At 70.8% G+C, this 19,642-nt stretch carries 14 protein-coding genes; 1 reads left to right on the forward strand and 13 read right to left on the reverse strand.

Going from position 1 to position 19,642, the window contains the following annotated elements:
- Positions 1 to 13: 13 nt before the first annotated feature.
- The 13 genes from ACZ5CR_RS06225 to ACZ5CR_RS06285 form a co-directional block, all read right to left on the reverse strand.
- On the reverse strand, positions 14 to 1,492 hold the full coding sequence (locus ACZ5CR_RS06225; protein ID WP_468854103.1) for an FHA domain-containing protein: 1,479 nt from the start codon (positions 1,490 to 1,492) through the stop codon (positions 14 to 16).
- A gap of 119 nt (positions 1,493 to 1,611) precedes the next feature.
- Complete coding sequence (locus ACZ5CR_RS06230; RefSeq protein ID WP_468854104.1) at positions 1,612 to 2,955, reverse strand: VWA domain-containing protein; 1,344 nt, start codon at positions 2,953 to 2,955, stop codon at positions 1,612 to 1,614.
- A gap of 115 nt (positions 2,956 to 3,070) precedes the next feature.
- On the reverse strand, positions 3,071 to 4,513 hold the full coding sequence (locus ACZ5CR_RS06235) for a PP2C family protein-serine/threonine phosphatase (protein ID WP_468854107.1): 1,443 nt from the start codon (positions 4,511 to 4,513) through the stop codon (positions 3,071 to 3,073).
- A 2-nt stretch (positions 4,514 to 4,515) separates the two neighbouring features.
- Positions 4,516 to 7,134, reverse strand: coding sequence for a serine/threonine-protein kinase (locus ACZ5CR_RS06240; protein ID WP_468854110.1), 2,619 nt, complete (start codon positions 7,132 to 7,134; stop codon positions 4,516 to 4,518).
- Positions 7,131 to 8,450, reverse strand: a complete 1,320-nt coding sequence (locus ACZ5CR_RS06245) for a coiled-coil domain-containing protein (protein ID WP_468854112.1) — start codon at positions 8,448 to 8,450, stop codon at positions 7,131 to 7,133. The genes ACZ5CR_RS06240 and ACZ5CR_RS06245 overlap by 4 nt, the downstream gene beginning before the upstream one ends.
- Before the next feature lie 39 nt (positions 8,451 to 8,489).
- Entirely contained in the window at positions 8,490 to 9,506 is a 1,017-nt protein-coding gene (locus tag ACZ5CR_RS06250) for a glutamate ABC transporter substrate-binding protein (RefSeq protein WP_468854113.1), read from the reverse strand.
- 17 nt (positions 9,507 to 9,523) lie between these two features.
- Entirely contained in the window at positions 9,524 to 10,987 is a 1,464-nt protein-coding gene (locus ACZ5CR_RS06255) for a hypothetical protein (RefSeq protein WP_468854783.1), read from the reverse strand.
- Positions 10,988 to 11,273: 286 nt separating this feature from the next.
- On the reverse strand, positions 11,274 to 12,266 hold the full coding sequence (locus ACZ5CR_RS06260) for an N-acetylglucosamine kinase (RefSeq protein ID WP_468854115.1): 993 nt from the start codon (positions 12,264 to 12,266) through the stop codon (positions 11,274 to 11,276).
- A complete protein-coding gene (locus tag ACZ5CR_RS06265; RefSeq protein WP_468854116.1) occupies positions 12,257 to 13,522 on the reverse strand; it encodes a 6-phospho-beta-glucosidase in 1,266 nt (421 codons plus the stop codon). Before ACZ5CR_RS06265 ends, ACZ5CR_RS06260 begins: the two co-directional genes overlap by 10 nt.
- Positions 13,523 to 13,530: 8 nt before the next feature.
- The gene (locus ACZ5CR_RS06270) at positions 13,531 to 14,439 is read right to left on the reverse strand and encodes a carbohydrate ABC transporter permease (RefSeq protein WP_468854117.1); all 909 of its coding nucleotides are present in this window, start codon (positions 14,437 to 14,439) and stop codon (positions 13,531 to 13,533) included.
- Between the two features lie 9 nt (positions 14,440 to 14,448).
- Complete coding sequence (locus ACZ5CR_RS06275) at positions 14,449 to 15,384, reverse strand: carbohydrate ABC transporter permease (protein WP_468854120.1); 936 nt, start codon at positions 15,382 to 15,384, stop codon at positions 14,449 to 14,451.
- 10 nt (positions 15,385 to 15,394) lie between these two features.
- The gene (locus ACZ5CR_RS06280) at positions 15,395 to 16,735 is read right to left on the reverse strand and encodes an ABC transporter substrate-binding protein (RefSeq protein ID WP_468854122.1); all 1,341 of its coding nucleotides are present in this window, start codon (positions 16,733 to 16,735) and stop codon (positions 15,395 to 15,397) included.
- Positions 16,736 to 16,795: 60 nt separating this feature from the next.
- Entirely contained in the window at positions 16,796 to 17,974 is a 1,179-nt protein-coding gene (locus ACZ5CR_RS06285) for an ROK family transcriptional regulator (protein ID WP_468854123.1), read from the reverse strand.
- A gap of 275 nt (positions 17,975 to 18,249) precedes the next feature.
- On the opposite strand from ACZ5CR_RS06285, the gene ACZ5CR_RS06290 reads away from it, so the two are divergent.
- Positions 18,250 to 19,614, forward strand: coding sequence for an alpha/beta hydrolase family protein (locus ACZ5CR_RS06290; protein WP_468854124.1), 1,365 nt, complete (start codon positions 18,250 to 18,252; stop codon positions 19,612 to 19,614).
- Positions 19,615 to 19,642: the final 28 nt, after the last annotated feature.

The raw sequence follows: 19,642 nt of genomic DNA on the forward strand, positions 1-19,642 counted from the left end.
CGTCGAGCGATCCTCAGCTGTGCCGGATCGTGATCGTCGTCCAGGCGCCCACGTGCACCCGGTCGCCGTCCTGAAGCGGCACAGGGACGAACGGCTGGATGGGCTCCTCGCCGTTGTTGACCGTGGTGCCGTTCGTCGAGTTCTGGTCGACGACCGCCCAGGTGCCGTCCGGCTGCTGGACCAGGACCGCGTGCTGGTGCGATACGCCCGGGTCCTCCGGCGGCACCGACAGGTCGATGTCCGGGGTGTCTCCGGTGGAGTGCCGACGGCGGCCGATGGTGATCTGGTTGCCGGCCAGCGGGCGCTGCTGCTCGGGCGAGTACGCGGGCAGGTTCAGGCCCGACGCCTCGGGACCGCTGCGGTGCATCATCGCCATGAAGTACTCACGGTCGGGGCCGATCGTCGCCGACCAGGTGACCGTGCCGGTGCCGGGACCGGGAACCGCCTGGAAGCCCGGAGGGCCCTGCGGTGCCTGCGTCTGCTGCGGCGGCTGGCCCGGCTGCGGCTGCCGGACCCACTCGCCCTGCTCGGGAGCCTGCGGAGCGCCACCCGGAGCTCCGGGCGCCGCAGCGCCGGGACCCGGAGCGGCCGACGACGGCGGCGAGATCACCCAGTCGTCGTCACCGCCACCGAAGGGCGGGCCGCCAGGACCGGACTGACCAGGGCCGCCAGAACCGGGCTGACCAGGACCAGGCTGTCCAGGACCGCCAGGACCAGGCTGCTGCGGAGGCGCCGGAGCCCCCGTCTCCTGCGGAAACGCGGGCGGCGCCGGCGGACCCTGCTGCTGGAACCCCTGCGGAGGCTGCCCGTGCTGACCGGGCTGCCCCTGCTGACCGGGCTGCCCCGACTGCTCACCACCGCTGTACGGCGGCGGCACCTGTCCGGGCGGGTTGCCGTTGCCGTACGGCGAAGGCGCGGACGGCGGAGGTACCTGACCGGAAGACGGGTTGCCGTTGCCGAACGGCGGGATCGGCTCGGCGGGCCGGTTCATCTGCGAGGGCCGCGAACCCTGGTACCCGAACGGGTCCTGGCCCGGCTGCGTGCCGGGGGGCTGCTGGGACTGCTGGGGCTGCTGGAACTGCTGTGCCGGGTTCGACACGGGCGGGTGCGGGGCGGCCGGGGTGTACGAGGTCGCCGTGTTCGTCAGGAAGTTCCAGCGGCACTCTTCGCAGAACGGTGCGTTCGCCTCGCGGGGCGTGCGGCACTGCGGGCAGAGCTGCGGCTCGGCGGGCTGGTCCGGCACGGCCGACAGGTGCGGGCGGCCGGGGGCCTGCTGAGGGTAGCCGTATCCGGCGTCCTGGCCGGGGCCGGGGCTGGGCGGCGGATAGCCGTACCCGGCGTTCTGGCCGGGTCCGGGCGGCGGCGGATAGCCGTATCCGGGAGCGGCCGGTGGCGGCGGCGGGGGCGGCGGCACGGCACCGGCCATGCGGTGACCGCAGACCTCGCACCAGTCGTCGGAACCCGACTGGTGTCCGTTCGGGCAGGTCGGCATGTCGGCGCTTCCCCCTCTCCTTCTCCGGCCCTGGGGCCGTACGTGCTGCTGTGGACCCACTCACTGTGGACCCACTTGCTGTGGAGCCACTGAATGAGTACCGATGAGTATGGGACGTGCTACTTCTTCACGCGAACAGTCTTCGTGGACCGCGTCTCGAGAGTCATCTCGTCGGCCTCGGCGACCCTCGCCTTCAATCGAACAGTACCTGCCACGGCATCGACCACGTCGACCACCTTCGAAAGCAGCTTCGCGGTGTCCTCGTTGCCCGAGGCGCTCGCGAGCTGAACGGCACGGCCCAGTTTGGCCGTCGCTCCGTCCATATCTCCCGACTTGCGCGCATCGAGGCCCTGTTGGATCACTTGTGCCAGTTCCGCCTGGCCGGTGTAGTGCGCCACCTGCGGATTGATCGACGTGGAAGCGGACATGTCATCCGTCCACACGGCCCGCACCAGGCCCTGCGAGAGCGTCTGGGCGCTGCCGTCCGGCTGCGGCACGATCAGTGAGACGCGGGCCGCGAGCATCTCCTGGCCGAGCTCGGCGTTCGGCACCTCGACACAGATGTGGTAATCGCGGGATTCGTCACCCCAGGACCCGGTGGGATAGTCGCCCGCGCGCGGTCCTGCCTCCGTGCGACGCCCCGTCAATTCCTCGACCGTGGGCGCCACTTGCTTGACGAACTTGATCTCCGCGCCCATCGGTGTCCACACCCGCAGGCTGACGTCGGCGACCTCCTTGCCCATCGCTGTCTCCATCATCCGCGTGAAGTCGGCGGAGAGGCCCGCGGGGTCGGCGACGATGTCGGCGGTGCCGAGGAGCGCGGAGGCGATGCCGGTGACCTCCTTGACCTCCCAGTCGGTGCCGACACCGCGGGCGTCGCAGGTGAAGCGGCCCGCGCAGGCGTCGAGGGAGGCCTGGAGGTCCTCGGGCGACTCGTGTTCGTTGCGGCCGTCCGTCAGGACGATTCCGTGCCGGATCGAGACATCGGCCGAGGAGAGCAGCCGGTCGGCAAGGCGCAGCCAGGTGCCGATCGCCGTGCCGCCGCCCGCGCTGAGCTTGCGCAGGGCCTGCTTGGCCTGTCCCCGGGTCTGCGCGTCCGCGACCGCCAGGCGGCCGTTGCCCGGGTAGACCTCTTTGGCGACATGGGTGCCGCCGATCACCGCGAAGTGGACTCCGTCACGTACGGCGTCGATCGCGGCGGACGTGGCGTCACGGGCGCCGCGCATCTTCGTCGGCGGGTAGTCCATCGATCCCGAACAGTCGACCATGATCGCCACGGCCGCGTCCGGGGTCTGCCCCGCCGAGTAGAGGTGCGGAGCGCTCGCCGCGGCTCCCACTGTGCCGCCGCCGGTCGAGGTGACCGTGGCGATGGCGTTGACCTCGCGGGCGCCCTCCGCCATGTACTCGTTCTGGTACACGTCGACCGAGAACTGCGGCACGTTCGACTTCGAGAAATTGGCCATGGAATTCTGCTCCCCCTAAATGTTCCCACCGGCTTCCCCAAGCCGGTGGGTGACAAGTACGCGCGGTCGGCACCCGTTTCGAACGTGTGGTCGGCACCCGTCGCGGGGACCTCCGCTAGGCGGATCCTGCCCCTTGCGGCACCACACGGAACGGCAGAATCGCCACTGTTACGTTGTCGTGGCCCCCGCCGTCCAGTGCGTGGCCGACCAGAACCTGTGCGCTGTGCAGCGGGCGCACGGCGGAATCGACCGGCACGGCCCGCGCCATCTCCTCCACCGCTTCCGCGTAGTTCCAGAGCCCGTCCGTGCATACCACCACTACACCCGCACGGTCCGGCTTGAAGGAAGCGGTGTGCGGCTCCAGTTCGTACGCGTCGGCGCCGAGCCAGCCCGTGATGGCGTGCGCGCGCTCGTCGGCGTACGCCTCCGCCTCGTTCATCAGGCCCGCGGCCACCATCTGCGCGGCCCACGAGTCGTCCTCGGTGAGCCGGACGGTCGGGCCGCTGCGGTCGTCGGGGACCCAGTAGGCGCGGCTGTCGCCGACCCAGCCGACGACCAGGAGGCCACCGGCGATGATCGAGCCGACCAGGGTGCACGCGGGGGCGTTCTGGTGAGGGGAGTGCTCCCTGGCCTGAGTGGGCTCCGCGGCGAGGGCGTTGACGGCGTCGGCCGCCGAGAGGATCGCGTCGTGCATGGCCTGCTGCGGGTGCGTACCGCGCGGCAGGGCGTCCAGGAGCGACTCGTTGGCCGCGCGGGACGCGGCGAGCGATGCCTCGTCGGGGCGGGTCGCGGACGAGACACCGTCGCAGACGATCGCGACGACGGCGGGGGAACCGTCCGGCAGCGCGGCCGACGAGATCGCGAACGCGTCCTCGTTGCGGTGGTGGCGCAGGCCCCGGTCGCTGACCGCGGCGACCGCGTCGAGCTCCTGCTCCATGTGGTCGCGCTCGCGGGGCTGGGCGTGCCCGCAGTTCTCGCAGTAGCCGTCGGGGTCGACGCGGCCCGAACGGCACGCCACGCAGAGCTTGGTGCCCGCGGGCGGCGTGGGCTCGGAGAGGACCGTCCGGGGATCGGCGGGCTCGGCGGGCGTGGCGGGCGCGGCCTCCGGTGCGGCGCCGGGGGCGGGCAGGGGGTACTCGTCCGGCTCGGAGGGCTGCCCGGCGGACTGCGCGGCGGACTGCGTGACGGACTGCTCGGCGGGCCGCTCGAAGGGAGCGTCCGTCCGTACGTCCCGTGCGCCCAGCGCCTCCCCCGCGTTCGGGGAGAACTCGCCGCCCGACGACTCCGTGACCGGCAGGTCGGTGGGCAGGTGCGCGGGCACCGGCATGTCGGAGCTGTCCACGTCCGGGGCGATGGGCCACTGCGACGACGCGTCGGCCCGCGGCGCGGGCGACGAGCCGTTCATCGCGACGGTGGGGCGGTCGTCCGACCCGGCCGGCCGCGCCGACAGGTCGAACCCGCACGCGCCGCAGAACAGGTCACCCGATTCCAGCGGCTCCTGGCAGCCGGGGCACGTGGAACCTGCTGCCCCGGCAGTCTGCTGGTGAATCTGCGACATCTTCACACCCACGTCCGAGGGCGGAAACGGTTGGCCCGCTCCACCAGTTCGATCCTTTCCTCGCCACCCTGTGCGAGCCGGGCAAGCGTTCGGTAAGAGCGCTCAAGGCCGTAGCGGAGGCCGCGCTCGTCCAGATCGTTGCCGAGCAGCACGGTCCGCGAACCGCTTGCCGGTGCAGCGGGTGCTGTCGGCGGAGCGGACGCGTGACCAGAGTGCCTACCGGAGAGTACCCAGTCCAACGCGGTGCCAAGGACCTCGGTGGAGAGTCGCTCGCGGCGCACCGCGTCGAGGCCGAAGCCCGCGAGGGCCTCCACCTGGCCCGCCGCGGCCGTCAGGTCGTCCAGGACGTCGAGGAAGGGCGCGCCGGGCGACGGCGCGGTGTCCAACGTCATACGGTGCCGCAGCCTCGCCCGCACCGCCGCGACGCGGGCCGCGGTGTAGTGGATGGAGGACTCGGGCACCGACTCCAGGGTGCGCACGGCGCCGCGCCGGTCGTCCGACGCGAGCTGTACGCGGGCCAGGCCGAACGCGGCGCTGACATAGCTCGGGTCGGTGGCCCACACGAGGCGGTAGTACTCGGCCGCGTTGTCCAGCTGCTCCAGGACCTCGGCGCAGACCCCGAGGGCCAGCTTGGGCGCGGGCTCGCCGGGGAACGCGTCGTACACGGCGTCGAAGGACAGCGCCGCGTTCTCGTGGTCGCCGATCGCCAGCGAGGCGATGCCGCGGTACCAGACCACCCGCCAGTCGTCCGGATGCCGTACCTCCAAGTCGGCCAAGGCCTGCGCCGCGGGCTTGAGTTCTCCCATCGCCAGGCGGGCCCGGAGCCCGCGCAGCTGGAGTTCCACGGAGTCGGTGGTCGCGGCCCCGAGCGCGGTGATCAGCTCGGCGGGCGCGGACGTCATGAGCCCGGCGAGGAACCCGGCGTTCGGGTCGTTCGGGTCGACGCGCGGCACCGGCAGGGCGAGGGCCGTCGCGGGGGCGTCGAGAGAGCGGACGATCCGGGCGGTCGGGGCGGCCGGAGGCACGGGCGGCGCGATCGCCGGGGTGCCGTTGCCCTGGATCTGGCCGTTACCCGGGCCATGGCCGTTGCCCGCCGCCAGTTCAGGGCGGCCCTTCCTGCGGCCCGTCGGCAGCACGCGTACCCCGAAGTGCGAGACGTCCCCGGTCAGCTCCGCGAACAGCTCCGTGTCCGTGACCTTCACCTCGGGCCCGAACAGCGTGGAGAGCGCGGGGCGCGGCCGACCCGTCTGGAGGGCCACGACCTCCCTCAGCACCCCCGTGAGCTGCTCCGCCATCTCCTGCGCGGAGGCGAACCTGCGGGCGGGGTCAGGGTCGGTGGCGCGCACGAGGAGGCGGTAGAACGACTCGTACTTACGGAAGACCTCGATGTTGTCGGGGTCCGGCAGGGAGTCCACGAAGACGTTCGTGTACCCCTGGAAGTCGAAGGTGAGCACGGCCAGGGTGCGCGCGACCGTATAGAGGTCGGAGGCCACCGACGGGCCGAGCTCGGCCACTTCGGGGCCTTGGTAGCCGACCGTGCCGTAGATCGCCGACTCGTCGTCGTCCATGCGGCGGACCGCGCCCATGTCGATCAGCTTGAGCTGGTCCTCGGTCTGGATCGCGTTGTCGACCTTGAAGTCGCAGTACAGGAGATTGCGGCTGTGCAGGTGTCCGAGGGCTTCGAGCGCCTCGATGCCGAACGCGCAGGCCTGTTCGACCGGCAGCGGGTCGCGCTTGCCCTGCGGCGTACGGCGTTCGTTGGCGATCTCCTTGAGGGACTTGCCGCCGACGTACTCCATGACGATGTAGCCGTCCATGGAGCCCGTGCGCTGGTCGAGGTGCTCGACGAAGTTGTAGATGCGCACGATGTTGCTGTGCTCGATCTCGGCGAGGAAGCGGCGCTCGGAGATCGCGGCGGCCATCGCGTCCTGGTCGCCCGTGTCGAGCAGGCCCTTGAGGACCACCCAGCGGTCGGAGACCGCTCGGTCGACGGCGAGATAGACCCAGCCGAGCCCGCCGTGCGCCAGACAGCCCACGACCTCGTACTGACCGTGCACGATGTCGCCGGTGGCCAGCTTCGGCACGAACGAGTACGGGTGGCCGCACTTGGTGCAGAACCCCTCGGTGCGGCCGGGGCGCTCACCGCGGGCGCGGCCCACCGGAGCACCGCAGTCGGAGCGCGAGCAGAATCGCTTCCGCTCGGGAACCTCGGGGTTCTCCTGCACCGCCTGGCGAGGGTCGGGGCGCGGCACCTCGGGCACGAGGACCAGGCCCACGCCCAGCCTGCTGCGGGCCGACGAACTGGCCGCCGCGCCGGAGCTGCGCACCGAGACCGACCGGGACGTCGAGGCGCCGGACAGCGAGCGCGAGAGGCGCCCCGACACCGACCTGCGCGAGGACTGCGAGCGCGCCGAGCGGGACGAGGCGCGGGAGCTGGACCGGGAGCTGCTGCTGCCCGAGCCCTTTGCGCCGCCGGTGATGCCGGTCGGGGGAGAGGACACCATGCCCGTCGGTGAGACGACCGGGGCCAGGCCGCAGGTGTCGCAGTACAGCTCGCCGCCGCCCACGTCCTCGTACGACCCTGTGCATCCGGGTCGCTGGCACTTCCGCTGCTCACTCATGCTTCCCCCCTCCGGTCGGTGGGTGCGCCCTGTTGCGGCACCCTCGGTGCTAGGACTTCGGCCGCCGCCTGCTGGTAGCGGAGCACGGCCTGTTCGGCGACGCGCAGATCGCAGGGCGCGCTCCAGAGCATCCGGCGCGCCGCGTCGTACCGCTCGACGAGGAAGGGGTCCTCCGCGTGACCGAGCCGCGCGACCTTCGCCTTGTACGCGTCCAGGCGCCCGCGCAGCTCCGCACGGACCGCGAGGGGCTGCGTGACGGCGCTCAACGACTCCCGGGCCCGTAGGAGTTCGTCCTCCGCCTTCTGCTCAAGTGACTCCAGGAGCGGGGAGAGGCGGTGCCACTGGGCGTGCCTGCGGTAGTCGGACGCCATGGCCAGCTGCTCCTGCAGCGCGGTCGACGGGCCGCTGACGGCGGGCACTTCGGACGCGGCGATCTTGGCGAGGACCTCGCCGCGCGCCGAGCGGGCCTCGGCCAGGGTGCGGTCCGCGCGCGAGAGCACGTCACGCAGCCTGCCGAGCCGCAGCTCCGCGTCCTGCCGGACGGTGAGCACGGCGTCGATCTCACGGCGTACGTCCTCAAGGGCGCGGGCCTCGCGGTCGTACCGCTCGGTGTGCGGGCGTCCGCCGCCGGGGGCCGAACTGCCCTTCGTGGGCTGCCAGAAGGCCAGCGGGTCGGACACCACCTGCTCGCGCAGGCGCGTCAGCTCCGCCGTGATCCGCTCCAGGTCGTCGCCCGCCGGATGCTCGCCCGGGCGTACGCCCACGGAGTGCGCGAGCTGGCGGGTGCGGTGCAGCTCGGCGGCCAGGAGGTCTATCCGGGCGGGCAGCGCGGACCAGACCGCGTCGGCGGCGACGACCATGTCGAGCGAGTGCGCGTACAGGTCGTTCATCCGTGCGACGAGCTCGATGAGGGTGAAGCGTTCGGTGAGCTTGGCGGGACCGGTGATCGAGGCCGACGGCGCGGGGGCGGCGCCGCCGGCGACGGTGATGCTCTCACCGCGCAGCAGCTCGGTCAGCTCCACCAGGTCGTCCCTGTTGGGCCATCGTCTGCGGAGCCGCACGTCGTGCGCGGTGCGCAGGGCGGCGGCGTACGCGTCGAAGTACGCCCACAGGAGGGTGATCTGCTGTTCGGTGGACTGCCAGCGCTCCTGTGTGGTGCCGGTGAGACCGGCGCCTTCGAGGAGTCGGCGGCCCGCGTGATCCTGAAGGGCGAGGAGCGAGGTCTCGATCGCCTCGTGCTCGGCGTCGAGCCGCGCCAGCGCACGGTCCACCTCGTCCCGGTCCATCACAGGACCGGGGGGTCCCGCGACGCTCATCGATCACCTCTCCGCTCTGCGTTGCTGTTCACGTCCGGCTCAGTCGCTGTACTTCGGCGCGGGAGGTCCGGCCGATTCACCGAGGGCCGACTTCAGCCAGTGGTCGTACGACTTCTGCCAGCCGCTCTTGCGATAGTCCTCCAGGACTTGGTTGACCCGCCGCACCAGGTCGTCGTCGCCGTTCTCCGGCTTCTTCATCGCCACGCCGTAGTACTCGGTGTTGAGCGGCGCGTCGCCCTTGAGCTCGACCGTAGGGTCCTGCGCGGCCTGGCTCGCGGCGAGCGCGCTGTCGGTCACGACGGCGTCCACCTCACCGAGCTGGAGCCTCACCAGGCAGTCGAGTTGGTTGGGGACCGTAGTACCGATGTCGGCGCCGAGGCCCTTCTTCTTGAGCTCCTCCAGCTCCGTCAGTGCCGTGGAACCCTTTGCCGAGCAGACCTTCTTGCCGTCCAGTGTGTCGTTGAACCCGGTGATGTCCGAGGACTTGGGCGCGAGGACCTGCTGGCCGGTCTTGAAGTAGGCGGTGGAGAAGGAGACGTCCTCCTCGCGTTCGCAGGTGATCGTCATCGTCCGTACGACCATGTCGACCTGGCCGCTCTGTATGGCCTTGACGCGCTGGTTGGTGGGGATGGCGCGGAAGAGCACGGCGTCGCGGTCGCCGAGGATGTCCTCGGCGATCTTGTGCGCGAGGTCGATGTCGAAGCCTTCGAGCGTCGCCGTCTTCTTGTTCGGGTCGCGATACCCCCAGCGGTAGCTGTTCTGGTCGACGCCGACGATGAGCTTCTTGACCTTGCGGTTGCGGATGGCCTCGATCGTCGGGCCGTCCTTGCCGGAGGGCGACAGGCTCGTCTCGGGGGCCTCGCACTCCTCGGCGCGCGCGGCAGCGGCCCCGGCGGAACGCTGGGACGCACGGCTCGCACCGGCGTCCCCACCCGACTTGGCCGCGCCGCCCGCCTCCGGCAGCACCAGGACGAGGGAGCCCGTGAGCGCGCAGGCCACCGCCATGGCGGCAGCTCCGCCCCAGCCGCGCAGCCTCGCCAGTCCTCGCGTACGCATCGTCCGCTCGCCCCCTCTCACCTGTACTCCGACAGCCTGCGCCCGATGCCGAGCAGGGCGCCCGCGGCGGCGAGCACCGCGAGCACGGCGGCGCCCTCCGGGAGTCCGGTCATCGCTCCCTTGCCGTCCTTGGCCGCCTGCTGGAACTCGCCCTGCTCGTGCTTCAGCGCGACCTCGAGTGCCTCGTCGACATTGTCGAAACACTCGCCGGTGGGCTTGTCCTTCTTGTCGCCGACGACCTTGGCGAGCGCGCCCTTGTAGTCACCCGCGTCGTCGCTGTCCCGCGCGGTCTTGTGGCGGTCCTTCCAGACCGACACGTTCTTCGCGGCGGCCTCGACGGGGTTCTTGCCCGACGCGTCGTCGGCGATGGCCGCGGCCTGGCCGAGCAGCCCGCTGTCGGCGCTGCCGAGCTGCTTCATCTGCGCCTGGTAGTCGACGTCGAACTTGTCCTTGATCTCCTTGTCCGCACCGACCTCGACGGTCTCCGCGCCCCGGCTGACCAGCGTGAGGTTCTCGTTGCTGCGGGCCTTGAGCGAGCTGATGCGGGCGTCGTTCAGGACGTTCAGGGACTGCACGCCGTGGTCGTACGAGTCATTGAGCCCCGAGCGCGCGAAGGTGTGCCCGGCGACCAGCCAGAGCAGGACGATCGTGGACGCGGCGGTCGCGGCGACCAGGCCGTGGTTCAACACCCGGTTCGTGCGGTGGTAGTTGCGGCGCTGGGCCCAGAACAGGGCGCCGAGCGCGAGCACACCGAGGGCGATGGCGAACCACGGATACGGCTTCGCGTCGGCGTAGTCCGACTTCAGCCGCTGCTTCTGCGCGGTGTAGAGCTCCTCGGCCGCCGGGAGCATCTTGGTCTGCATCTTGTCGTTGGCGTACCGCAGATAGGCGCCGCCGAGGGGGAGGCCCTGGCGGTTGTTCGCGCGGGCCCGCTCGATCAGGCCGGTGTACTCCGGGAGGAGCTTGTTGAGCTTGCTCACCGAGGCGGCGGCCGTCGAACCCGCGCCCGCGTTCGACGCGGCGTTGGCCAGCTTCTCGGAGGCGCGGTCGATGTCGCGGTTGTACCGGTCGCGCACGGCGGCGGGCTCCTGACCGCCCGCCAAGAAGCCGCTGGAAGCGGCCGTGTTGGCGTCCGCGAGGGAGCGGTAGATGGCCGCCGCGTCGTCGCTCAGCGGCTGGCTGCGGTTCAGGACGCTGTTCGCGGCGTCCGAGCGGTCGGTCATCTGCCAGGTGGTGACCGCGCCGAACGCCACGACGAGCAGCGCGAGCACGGCGCCGATGATCCGCAGCCTGCCCGGTTCGGTCGTCGCCGCCGCGCGCAGCCGGTCGCGGCCTTCCATCCAGGCAGGGCGGCGGGGCGGCGCGCTCTGCACGGTCTCCGCGGGCGCGGCGGAGCCCCCTCCCGCCTGAGGCGGGACGGTGGGCATCGTCGGCGCTGCCTGTCCCGGCGGCGCGGCACTGCCGTTAGGCGGGTATGTCACCTCGACCTCGACCTCCCCCTTGGTCATCGGACGTTCACTTCCGCCCCAAGTGCGCGGTGCGGGAAGAAGTGCACGGCCGCAAGTATCGCCGCAGGGACTGACATCCGCACAGGCATTGACTCGATCTTGTACTGATCATCGTGTCCGCATCACCGTGTACGGATCCCCCTGTCCGGATCAGGCGACCCCTCTGCCCGGGTCACGCGAAGATCGCACACCACCCCTGCCCTTGAATACGCGATTCAGTACGGTTCGGTTCCCTGCCGGGCCCATGAACTGAGCCGCTTCAGGCTCCCACGCCACTCTCGTAGTGCCCCCGCACGCGCGCGTGCACCTCGGTGGGCGCCCCGATCTGGTCCAGGCCGAGCAGCGCGGCGCCGAGCACGGGACGGGCGACGACCACCCGGGGCACCGCCTTGGGCGCCCGTTCGGCGAGCAACGTACGGACGCGGTCGTCCAGTTGCGGGTGGCGGGCGGCCAGGACGCTGCCGCCGAGCAGCACCGGGGCCTCCTCGCCGAGCAGGCCGAGCCGGTCGAGGGCCACGGTCGACATGGCGACGACCTCGTCGGCCATCCGGTCCACCAGCGCACGCGCCACCGCGTCGCCCGCCGCCGCCGTGGCGAAGAGCACCGGTGTCAGCTCGTGCCGCCGTACCGGAGCGATGCCCCCCAGATGCAGGGCCTCGATCAGCGCGTACATGGAGGGCAGGCCGAAGTGCGCGGGCAGCGCCTCGCGCAGCGCGGTCGCCTCGCCGCGGCCGTCCTCGGCCCGCGCCGCGAACCACAGGGCCTCCTCGGCGAGAGCGCCGCCCCCGCCCCAGTCGCCGGAGATCCGGCCGATGGCGGGGAAGCGGGCGGTGCGCCCGTCGGGCAGCATGCCCACGCAGTTGATGCCGGCGCCGCACACCACGGCGACGCCCCGCGGCTCGGTGTCCTCCAGGAGACCGGCCCGCAGGATGGCGAAGGTGTCGTTGCGTACGTCGACCGACCGGCCCCACGCGCGGCGGCGCAGCGCGTCGGCCAACTCCCGCTCCTCCACCGGGAGATCCGCGTTGGCCAGACAGGCGGACACATGCCCGACGGAGGCCACGCCCGCCTCGGCCAGGGCCCGCGTCACCGCCTCCTGAAGGATGTCCACCGCGGCCTCGACGCCGACCTGCGGCGGCTGGAACCCGCCGCCGCGTGCCGCGCCGACGACCTCGCCGTCGGCCGCGACCACCGCGACGTCGGTCTTGCTGTTGCCCGCGTCGATCGCGAGCACACTCGTGCCTACGCCCACGCCAGGTGCTCCCGGTTGTGCGCGATGAGGCTCTCGGTGAGCTGCTCGGCGTACGCGTACTGGCCGACGAGCGGGTGGGCGAGCAGCGCCTTGAAGACGCGCTCGCGTCCCCCGTGCACCGCGGCCTGCAGGGCCAGGTCCTCGTACGCGGTGACGTTCGAGATGAGCCCGGCGTACAGCGGATCCAGCTTCGGTACCGCCAGGGGCGTGGCGCCCGAGCCGTCCACCGAGGCCTGCACCTCGATGACCGCGTCGTCCGGCAGGAACGGCAGCGTGCCGTTGTTGACGGTGTTCACCACCTGGAAGGGGCTGCCGCCGTCGCCGAGCAGCGAGGCCGCGAGATCCACGGCCGCCTCCGAGTAGAAGGCGCCGCCGCGCTTGCCGAGCAGGGCCGGCTTCTCGTCGAGCGTCGGGTCGCCGTACATCTTCAGGAGCTCGCGCTCCATCTCGGCCACCTCGGCGGCCCGCGACGGCTTGGTCCGCAACTCCTCCACCACGGCGTCGTGCTGGTAGAAGTAGCGCAGGTAGTACGAGGGCACGACGCCGAGCCGGTCGACGATCTCGCGCGGCATGCGCAGATCCGCGGCGACCGCGTCCCCGTGCTCGGCGAGCAGCTTGGGCAGGATGTCGTCGCCGTCAGGCCCTCCGAGACGTACGCCCGTCTCCCATGTCAGGTGGTTGAGCCCCACGTGATCGAGGTGCACATCGCCCGGTGCGACGTCGAGCAGCTTCGCGAACTTGCGCTGGAAGCCGATCGCCACGTTGCACAGGCCGACGGCCTTGTGGCCCGCCTGGAGCAGCGCGCGGGTGACGATGCCCACGGGGTTGGTGAAGTCGATGATCCAGGCGTTCGGGTTGGTGCGCCGTACGCGCTCGGCGATGTCGAGGACGACGGGCACGGTGCGCAGGGCCTTGGCAAGGCCGCCCGCGCCTGTGGTCTCCTGGCCGACGCAGCCGCACTCCAGGGGCCACGTCTCGTCCTGGTTGCGGGCCGCCTGCCCGCCGACGCGCAGCTGGAGCAGGACCGCGTCGGCGTCCGCGACGCCCGCGTCCACGTCGGACGTGGTGACGATGCGGCCGGGGTGCCCCTGCTTGGCGAAGATGCGCCGCGCGAGGCCGCCCACCAGGTCGAGACGGTCGGCTGCCGGGTCCACGAGGACGAGTTCCTCGATCGGCAGGGTGTCCCTCAACCGCGCGAATCCGTCGATCAGTTCGGGTGTGTAGGTCGACCCTCCGCCGACCACTGCGAGCTTCATATCGGTTCTCAGCCCTTTACTCCGGTGAGGGTGACGCCTTCTACGAAGGCCTTCTGTGCGAAGAAGAAGATGATGATGACGGGGGCCATGACGAGCAGGGTCGCGGCCATGGTCATGTTCCAGTTCACGGAGTGCGCGCTCTTGAACGATTCCAGGCCGTAACTCAGTGTCCAGGCACCGGGGTTCTGGGCGGCGTAGATCTGTGGCCCGAAGTAGTCGTTCCAGCAGTAGAAGAACTGGAAGAGCGCGATGGCGGTGATGCCGGGCTTGGCCATCGGCACGACGATCTTGACCATGGTGCGGAACTCACCGCAGCCGTCGACCTTCGCCGACTCGATGTACTCCTTGGGGATGGTGAGGAGGAACTGGCGGAGCAGGAAGATCGAGTACGCGTCACCGAACGCCATCGGGATGATCAGCGGCCACAGCGTGCCCGACAGATGGAACTGCTGGGCCCAGACCAGATACATCGGGATCACGATGACCTGCGGCGGCAGCATCATCGTCGAGATGACGAGCAGCATCGCCGTGCGCCGGCCGCGGAAGCGGAACTTGGCGAGCGCGTACGCCACGGGGATCGCCGAGCAGACGGTGAAGAGGGTGCCGAGACCGGCGTACATCAGCGAGTTGCGCCACCAGTCCAGGAAGCCCGGAGTCTCGAAGACTTCCTTGTAGTTCGACCAGTGCCAGGAGTCGGGCCACAGGTCGCCGCTCATCGCCTGTGAGTCGCTCATCACCGACGTCAGGAAGACGAAGACGAACGGCAGGACGAAGAGCAGCGCCACGCCTATCGCCACGCTGTGCACGGCGATCCAGTGCAGGATCCGCTTGCGGCGGGCGCGGGCGGCGGCGGGGCCTCTGGAGGGGGCGGTGCGTTCGGGCGCCGACGCGGGCGCGCTGAGAGTCGTGGAAGTCATCGAGAGTCCTCAGTCCTCCGCCGCGAGCAGCCCGGAGCGCTTGCGCATCAGGAGCAGCGTGACGGCCATGGCGATGGCGAAGAGCACGAGCGAGAGCACGCACGCGGCACCGGTGTTGAAGTTCTGGAAGCCCATTTGGTAGACGAGCTGGGGGACCGTGAGGGTCGAGTGGTCCGGGTAGCCGGGCTGGATCACCGAGCCGGGGCCGATGTTGACGCCGGACGCGACCTTCCCCGCGACCAGGGCCTGTGTGTAGTACTGCATGGTCTGTACGACGCCGGTGACCACCGCGAACATCACGATCGGCGTGATCGCGGGCCAGGTCACGTAGCGGAACTTGGCGAACGCCCCGGCGCCGTCCAGGTCCGCGGCCTCGTACTGCTCCTTCGGTACGTCGAGCAGCGAGGCCATGAAGATGACCATCAGGTCGCCGATGCCCCACAGGGAGAGCAGCACGAGCGAGGGCTTGGCGGTGTCCGGGTCGTTGAACCAGTTGGGGCCCGAGGTCCCGACCGCGTCGAGGATCTCGTTCACCGGTCCCGTGCCCGGGTTGAGCAGGAAGACGAAGGCGACGGTGGCGGCCACCGGCGGGGCGAGGTAGGGGAGGTAGAAGGCGGTGCGGAAGAACCCGGCGCCCGTCTTGATCTTCGTGATGAGCAGCCCGAGCGAGAGCCCGAAGACGACGCGCACGGCCACCATGATCACGACCAGCCACAGGGTGTTCCACAGGGCCGGGCCGAACAGGGGCATCTGCTCGAACACGTACTTCCAGTTCCGCAGGCCCACGAAGGTGGGCTCCTTGATCTGGTTGTAGTGCATGAACGAGAAGTAGACGGTGGCGAGCAGCGGATACGCGAAGAAGACGCTGAAGCCGACCAGCCAGGGGGAGAGGAAGCCGAGCGTACGCAGTCTGCGGCGCGCGGGGTTGGAGAGGGAAAGTGCCATGGCGGGGTCCTCAGCTCTTCGACTGGAGGGTGTCGGCGTCGATCTGCTCGTCGAGCTTCGTCAGGCCCTTGCGCAGATCGGGGACGCGCCCGGACTCGACGCCGTACGCGAAGTCCATCAGCGAGACGACGTAGGCGCCGCCGTTGACGGAGGGCGGCAGGGCCTTGCTGTGCTTGTTCTCCAGGATGTCGAAGAAGGTCCGGAAGGTCGGATCGGCGTCCAGGTCGGGTGACTTGAGCGCCGCGAACGTGGAGGGCACGTTGTGGATGGCGTTCGCGAAGTCCACGACCTGCTTGGTGTCGGCGGTCAGGAACCGCACCAGCTCCCACGCGGCGTTCTGGTGCTTGCTGCTGTGCGCGATCCCCGCGACGGTGCCGGTGATGAAGCCCCGCCCGTACGTGTCGGCCTGGTCGTCCGGGACGGGCAGCGGTGCCACGCCCCAGTCGAACTTCGCCTTCGCCTCGTCCAGCATCAGGCCGCGCCACTCACCGTCCAGGTGCATGGCCACCTTGCCGGTCAGGAAGGCGTTCTGGTTGGACATCTCGTCGCCGAACGACATCCGGAACTTCTCCAGGTCGCCGAAACCACCCTGCGCCTTGGCCAGTTGCTGTGCGGTCTTGAAGAACTTGTACGCCGCGGGCTCGTCGGCGAGCCGCGAGTCGCCGTCGGCGTCGAAGTACTCAGGGCCCCACTGTGCGAAGAGCCGGTCCGGACTGTTCTGGTAGAAGCGGAAGTTGGGCATGTACCCGACCTGCTTGTACGAGCCCTTGCCGCTGCGAATGGTCAGCTTCTTGGAGACCTCTTCGAACTCGGACATCGTGCGCGGCGGCCGCTCGATGCCCGCCTTCTTGTAGGCGTCCTTGTTGTAGTACATCCCGAAGGCGTCAGCGAGCAGCGGCAGGGCGCACTGGCTTCCCCGGTAGTTCGTGTAGTCGAGCAGCGTCTTGGGGAAGGTCTTGCGCTTGTCGAGGCCGGTCTTCTCCATGAACGGATCGAGGTCCGCCCACATCCCGGAGTCGCAGTACTGGCCCACGTTGTTGGTGGTGAAGGACGAGACGACGTCAGGTGCCTTGTCGCCGCCCGCCCGCAGGGCCTGGTTGACGGTCTCGTCGGAGACGTTCCCGGTGGCCCGCACCTTGATGTTCGGGTGCAGCTTCTCGAAGCGGTCGATGCTGTCGTTGACGGCCTTGACCTCGCCGGGCGTCGACCAGCCGTGCCAGAACTTCAGGGTGACCGGCTTGGTCGGGTCGTCGTTCGCGCTGCCGACGCTCGGGTTGGCGCAGCCGGAGAGCAAGAGACCGGCTGCGGCGAGCGCCGCGGACGCGCAGGTGGGCATGCGCCATCGCGGCATGGCGGACTTCCTTTACGGGGGAGGGGAGGTGCGGTGCGGAGAAGAGGGTGGGGCGGCGGTTCAGGCCGTGTCGAAGACCTGGTCGCGGGCCAGGGTGAGGGCGGAGCGCAGGGCGCCGGTGAGGATCGGGTCGCCGTCGAGTTCGCTGATGCGGATCTGGGGGCGTGGCAGTGCGAGCCCGGTCAGCTCCTCCTCGACCCTGACGCGCAGCTTGTCGCCGCCCGCCTGGGCCACGGAGCCGGAGAGCACGACGAGTTCGGGGTCGACGACGGCGACGACGGCGGCGATACCGGTGGCGAGGCGGCGTGCGACCTCGCCGAGCACGGTGTCGTCGGCGAAGGCGTCGGCCAACGTGGCCGCGCCGCCCGCGAGTTGCTTGACGACCGGCGCGGAGACGAGGCTCTGGAAGCCGCCGCCCCCGTCGGGGCCGCGGGTCGCCTCGGGACCGCCGTGCGCCAGGGGAGCGCCGGGCAGCGGCATGTAGCCGATCTCGCCCGCGCCGCCGGTCGCGCCGCGCAGCAGGGTGCCGCCGAGCACGATGGCGGCACCGACGCCGTCGTCGAGCCAGGTAAGGACGTAGTTGTCGTTGTCCTGGGCGGCGCCCTCGTACTGCTCGGCGACGGCGGCCAGATTCACGTCGTTCTCGATGTCGACGGGCGTGCCGAGGACGGCGGCGAGATCGTCGCGCAGCGTCCGCGAGTGCCAGCCCGGCAGGTGCGGGGCGTACCGCAGCTCTCCGGTGTGCGGGTCGATGGCGCCGGGCGTGCCGATCACCGCGGCCCGCAGGTCGTCGTGGCCGAGGCCCGCCTGGCGCAGCGCCTCGTCGACGGCCTCCGTGACCAGTTGTGCCGTGCGGTGGCGCACATCCTCGGCCACGGCCTCCGCCTCGACGCGCGCCTGCCCGATCACGGTGCCGGTGATGTCGGCGACGAGCGCGGTGATCCCGGTGGGGTCGGCGGACAGGGCGGCGACATGTGCGGCGCCCGGGTCGATCTCGTACAGCAGTGCGTTGGGTCCGGGCCGTCCGCTGAGGCTGCCGGTGGTGTGCACGAGGCCGGCGGCTTCAAGGCGCCCGAGCAGCTGCGAGGTGGTGGGCTTGGAGAGGCCGGTCAGCTCACCGATGCGGGTGCGGGTGAGCGGCCCGTGCACGACGAGCAGGTCGAGCACCGCCCGGTCGTTCATGGCGCGCAGGACGCTGGGCGTGCCCGGGGTCCCCGGGGTGCTGCTTGCTGCTGCCATGACGACACCTGCCTATCGGCTGCCCGAAGGTTAGCGGCCGGGCACCGATCGGCGCTCGCCCACTAACTGTTAGGAAACTTTCCAATTCGTGAGGACCGTACGGCTGGCGTGAATGAGGCGTCAATAGCGCACGCCCCCGCGGCAACCAAGTCGTTACCTGCGGGGGCGGGGCGTTGCACGGGGTGCTTCCGGCTCATGCCATGGACGAAAGTCATGGGGCGCGCCGCACTTTCGCCGGTGCCGGACGCCCACCCGCGATTCCTACGCTCACCGCCATGACCAGCAACCGCAGCAGCAACCGCATGGGCAGTCGCATAGGCAATCGAATGGGCAACCGCATGGGCAACCGCACCCGGCGCAGGACCGCAGCAGCCCTGGTGGCCCTCACCTTCCTCGCTCCGACAGCCGCGGCCCGCGCCGACGACTCGTTCTCGCACCGCCCCGCTTCCGCGGCCGAACGCGAAGCCGGACCGTCCCTACCGCGCCCGTCAGGACCCCACAGCGTCGGACGGGACACCCTCCACCTCGTGGACGCGAGCCGCCGCGACCTGTGGGTGCCATCGGCAGGGGCCCGCGAGCTGATGGTGTCCGTCTTCTATCCGGCTCAGCGCGGTGGCGGTGGCGGTGCCAGGGCGCCGTATCTGTCGGTCAAGGAGTCCGCACTGCTGCTGAAAGGGCAGAAGCTGGACGAGCGGTTCGACGCCGAGCAGGTCGCTTCCGTACGGACGAACGCCAGGCCCGCCGCCCGCCCGGCCAAGGGCAGACATCCGCTCGTGGTCCTCTCCCCGGGCTTCACCCTGCACCGCGCCACGCTGACCGGCCTCGCGGAGGAACTGGCGTCGCAGGGCTATCTCGTAGCGCTCGTCGACCACGCGTACGAGTCCTTCGGAACGGAATTCCCCGGCAAGGGGGAGTCTTCCCGAACGCTCACCTGCGTCGCCTGCGAGAAGGTCGAGAACGCGCCGCACGGCGACGCGGGAGAGAAGAAGGCACTGGCCGAGGCGGCCAGGAACCGGGCGGCGGACATCTCCTACGTCATCGACGCGCTGACCGGCCGCTCCCGCACCGATGACGGCCGCTCCCGCACCGACGACGGCCGATCGCGCACCGACGACAACCGGTCCCGCACCCGTACCGATGACGGACGCCACCCCGACTACCGGGCCCTGATCGACCCCCGGCGAATCGGCGCCGCAGGCCACTCGCTCGGCGGAAACGCGGCGACCACAGCAGCCGGCACCGACCACCGAATCCGTGCGGCGGCCAACCTGGACGGCACTTTCTTCGCGCCGGTCCCGGCTGCGGGCACCGGCCGCCCCGTCCTCATGCTCGGCACCCGGAACGGCCACAGCCCCCGCACCGACGACGTCACCTGGCCACGCGAGTGGAGGCGCCTGCACGGCTGGAAGCGCTGGCTCACGGTCGCCGACTCCGGACACCTCACCTTCACCGACATGCCGGTACTCGGTGATCAGCTGGGGATGACCGACCCCTCGGCCCCGCTGTCCGGAAAACGCTCGGGCGAGATCACCACCGAATACGTCACAGCCTTCTTCGACCAGCACCTCAAGGCCCGGCACCGATCCGTCCTCGACGGCCCGTCGAACACCAACCCGGAGGTCGCCTTCCACTCCCCCTGACCCGCCGCCCGCCCGGACAGCACATCGG

It is taken from the genome of Streptomyces sp. NPDC031274 (genome assembly GCF_055570235.1).

Excerpts from the sequence above, each read along its gene's own strand:
- ACZ5CR_RS06245 (WP_468854112.1), bottom strand. The coding sequence starts at position 8,450 with ATGAGCGTCGCGGGACCCCCCGGTCCTGTGATGGACCGGGACGAGGTG.
- ACZ5CR_RS06270 (WP_468854117.1), bottom strand. The coding sequence starts at position 14,439 with ATGACTTCCACGACTCTCAGCGCGCCCGCGTCGGCGCCCGAACGCACC.
- ACZ5CR_RS06290 (WP_468854124.1), top strand. The coding sequence starts at position 18,250 with ATGACCAGCAACCGCAGCAGCAACCGCATGGGCAGTCGCATAGGCAAT.
- ACZ5CR_RS06230 (WP_468854104.1), bottom strand. The coding sequence starts at position 2,955 with ATGGCCAATTTCTCGAAGTCGAACGTGCCGCAGTTCTCGGTCGACGTG.
- ACZ5CR_RS06225 (WP_468854103.1), bottom strand. The coding sequence starts at position 1,492 with ATGCCGACCTGCCCGAACGGACACCAGTCGGGTTCCGACGACTGGTGC.
- ACZ5CR_RS06250 (WP_468854113.1), bottom strand. The coding sequence starts at position 9,506 with ATGCGTACGCGAGGACTGGCGAGGCTGCGCGGCTGGGGCGGAGCTGCC.
- ACZ5CR_RS06240 (WP_468854110.1), bottom strand. The coding sequence starts at position 7,134 with ATGAGTGAGCAGCGGAAGTGCCAGCGACCCGGATGCACAGGGTCGTAC.
- ACZ5CR_RS06280 (WP_468854122.1), bottom strand. The coding sequence starts at position 16,735 with ATGCCGCGATGGCGCATGCCCACCTGCGCGTCCGCGGCGCTCGCCGCA.
- ACZ5CR_RS06275 (WP_468854120.1), bottom strand. The coding sequence starts at position 15,384 with ATGGCACTTTCCCTCTCCAACCCCGCGCGCCGCAGACTGCGTACGCTC.
- ACZ5CR_RS06285 (WP_468854123.1), bottom strand. The coding sequence starts at position 17,974 with ATGGCAGCAGCAAGCAGCACCCCGGGGACCCCGGGCACGCCCAGCGTC.
- ACZ5CR_RS06235 (WP_468854107.1), bottom strand. The coding sequence starts at position 4,513 with ATGTCGCAGATTCACCAGCAGACTGCCGGGGCAGCAGGTTCCACGTGC.
- ACZ5CR_RS06265 (WP_468854116.1), bottom strand. The coding sequence starts at position 13,522 with ATGAAGCTCGCAGTGGTCGGCGGAGGGTCGACCTACACACCCGAACTG.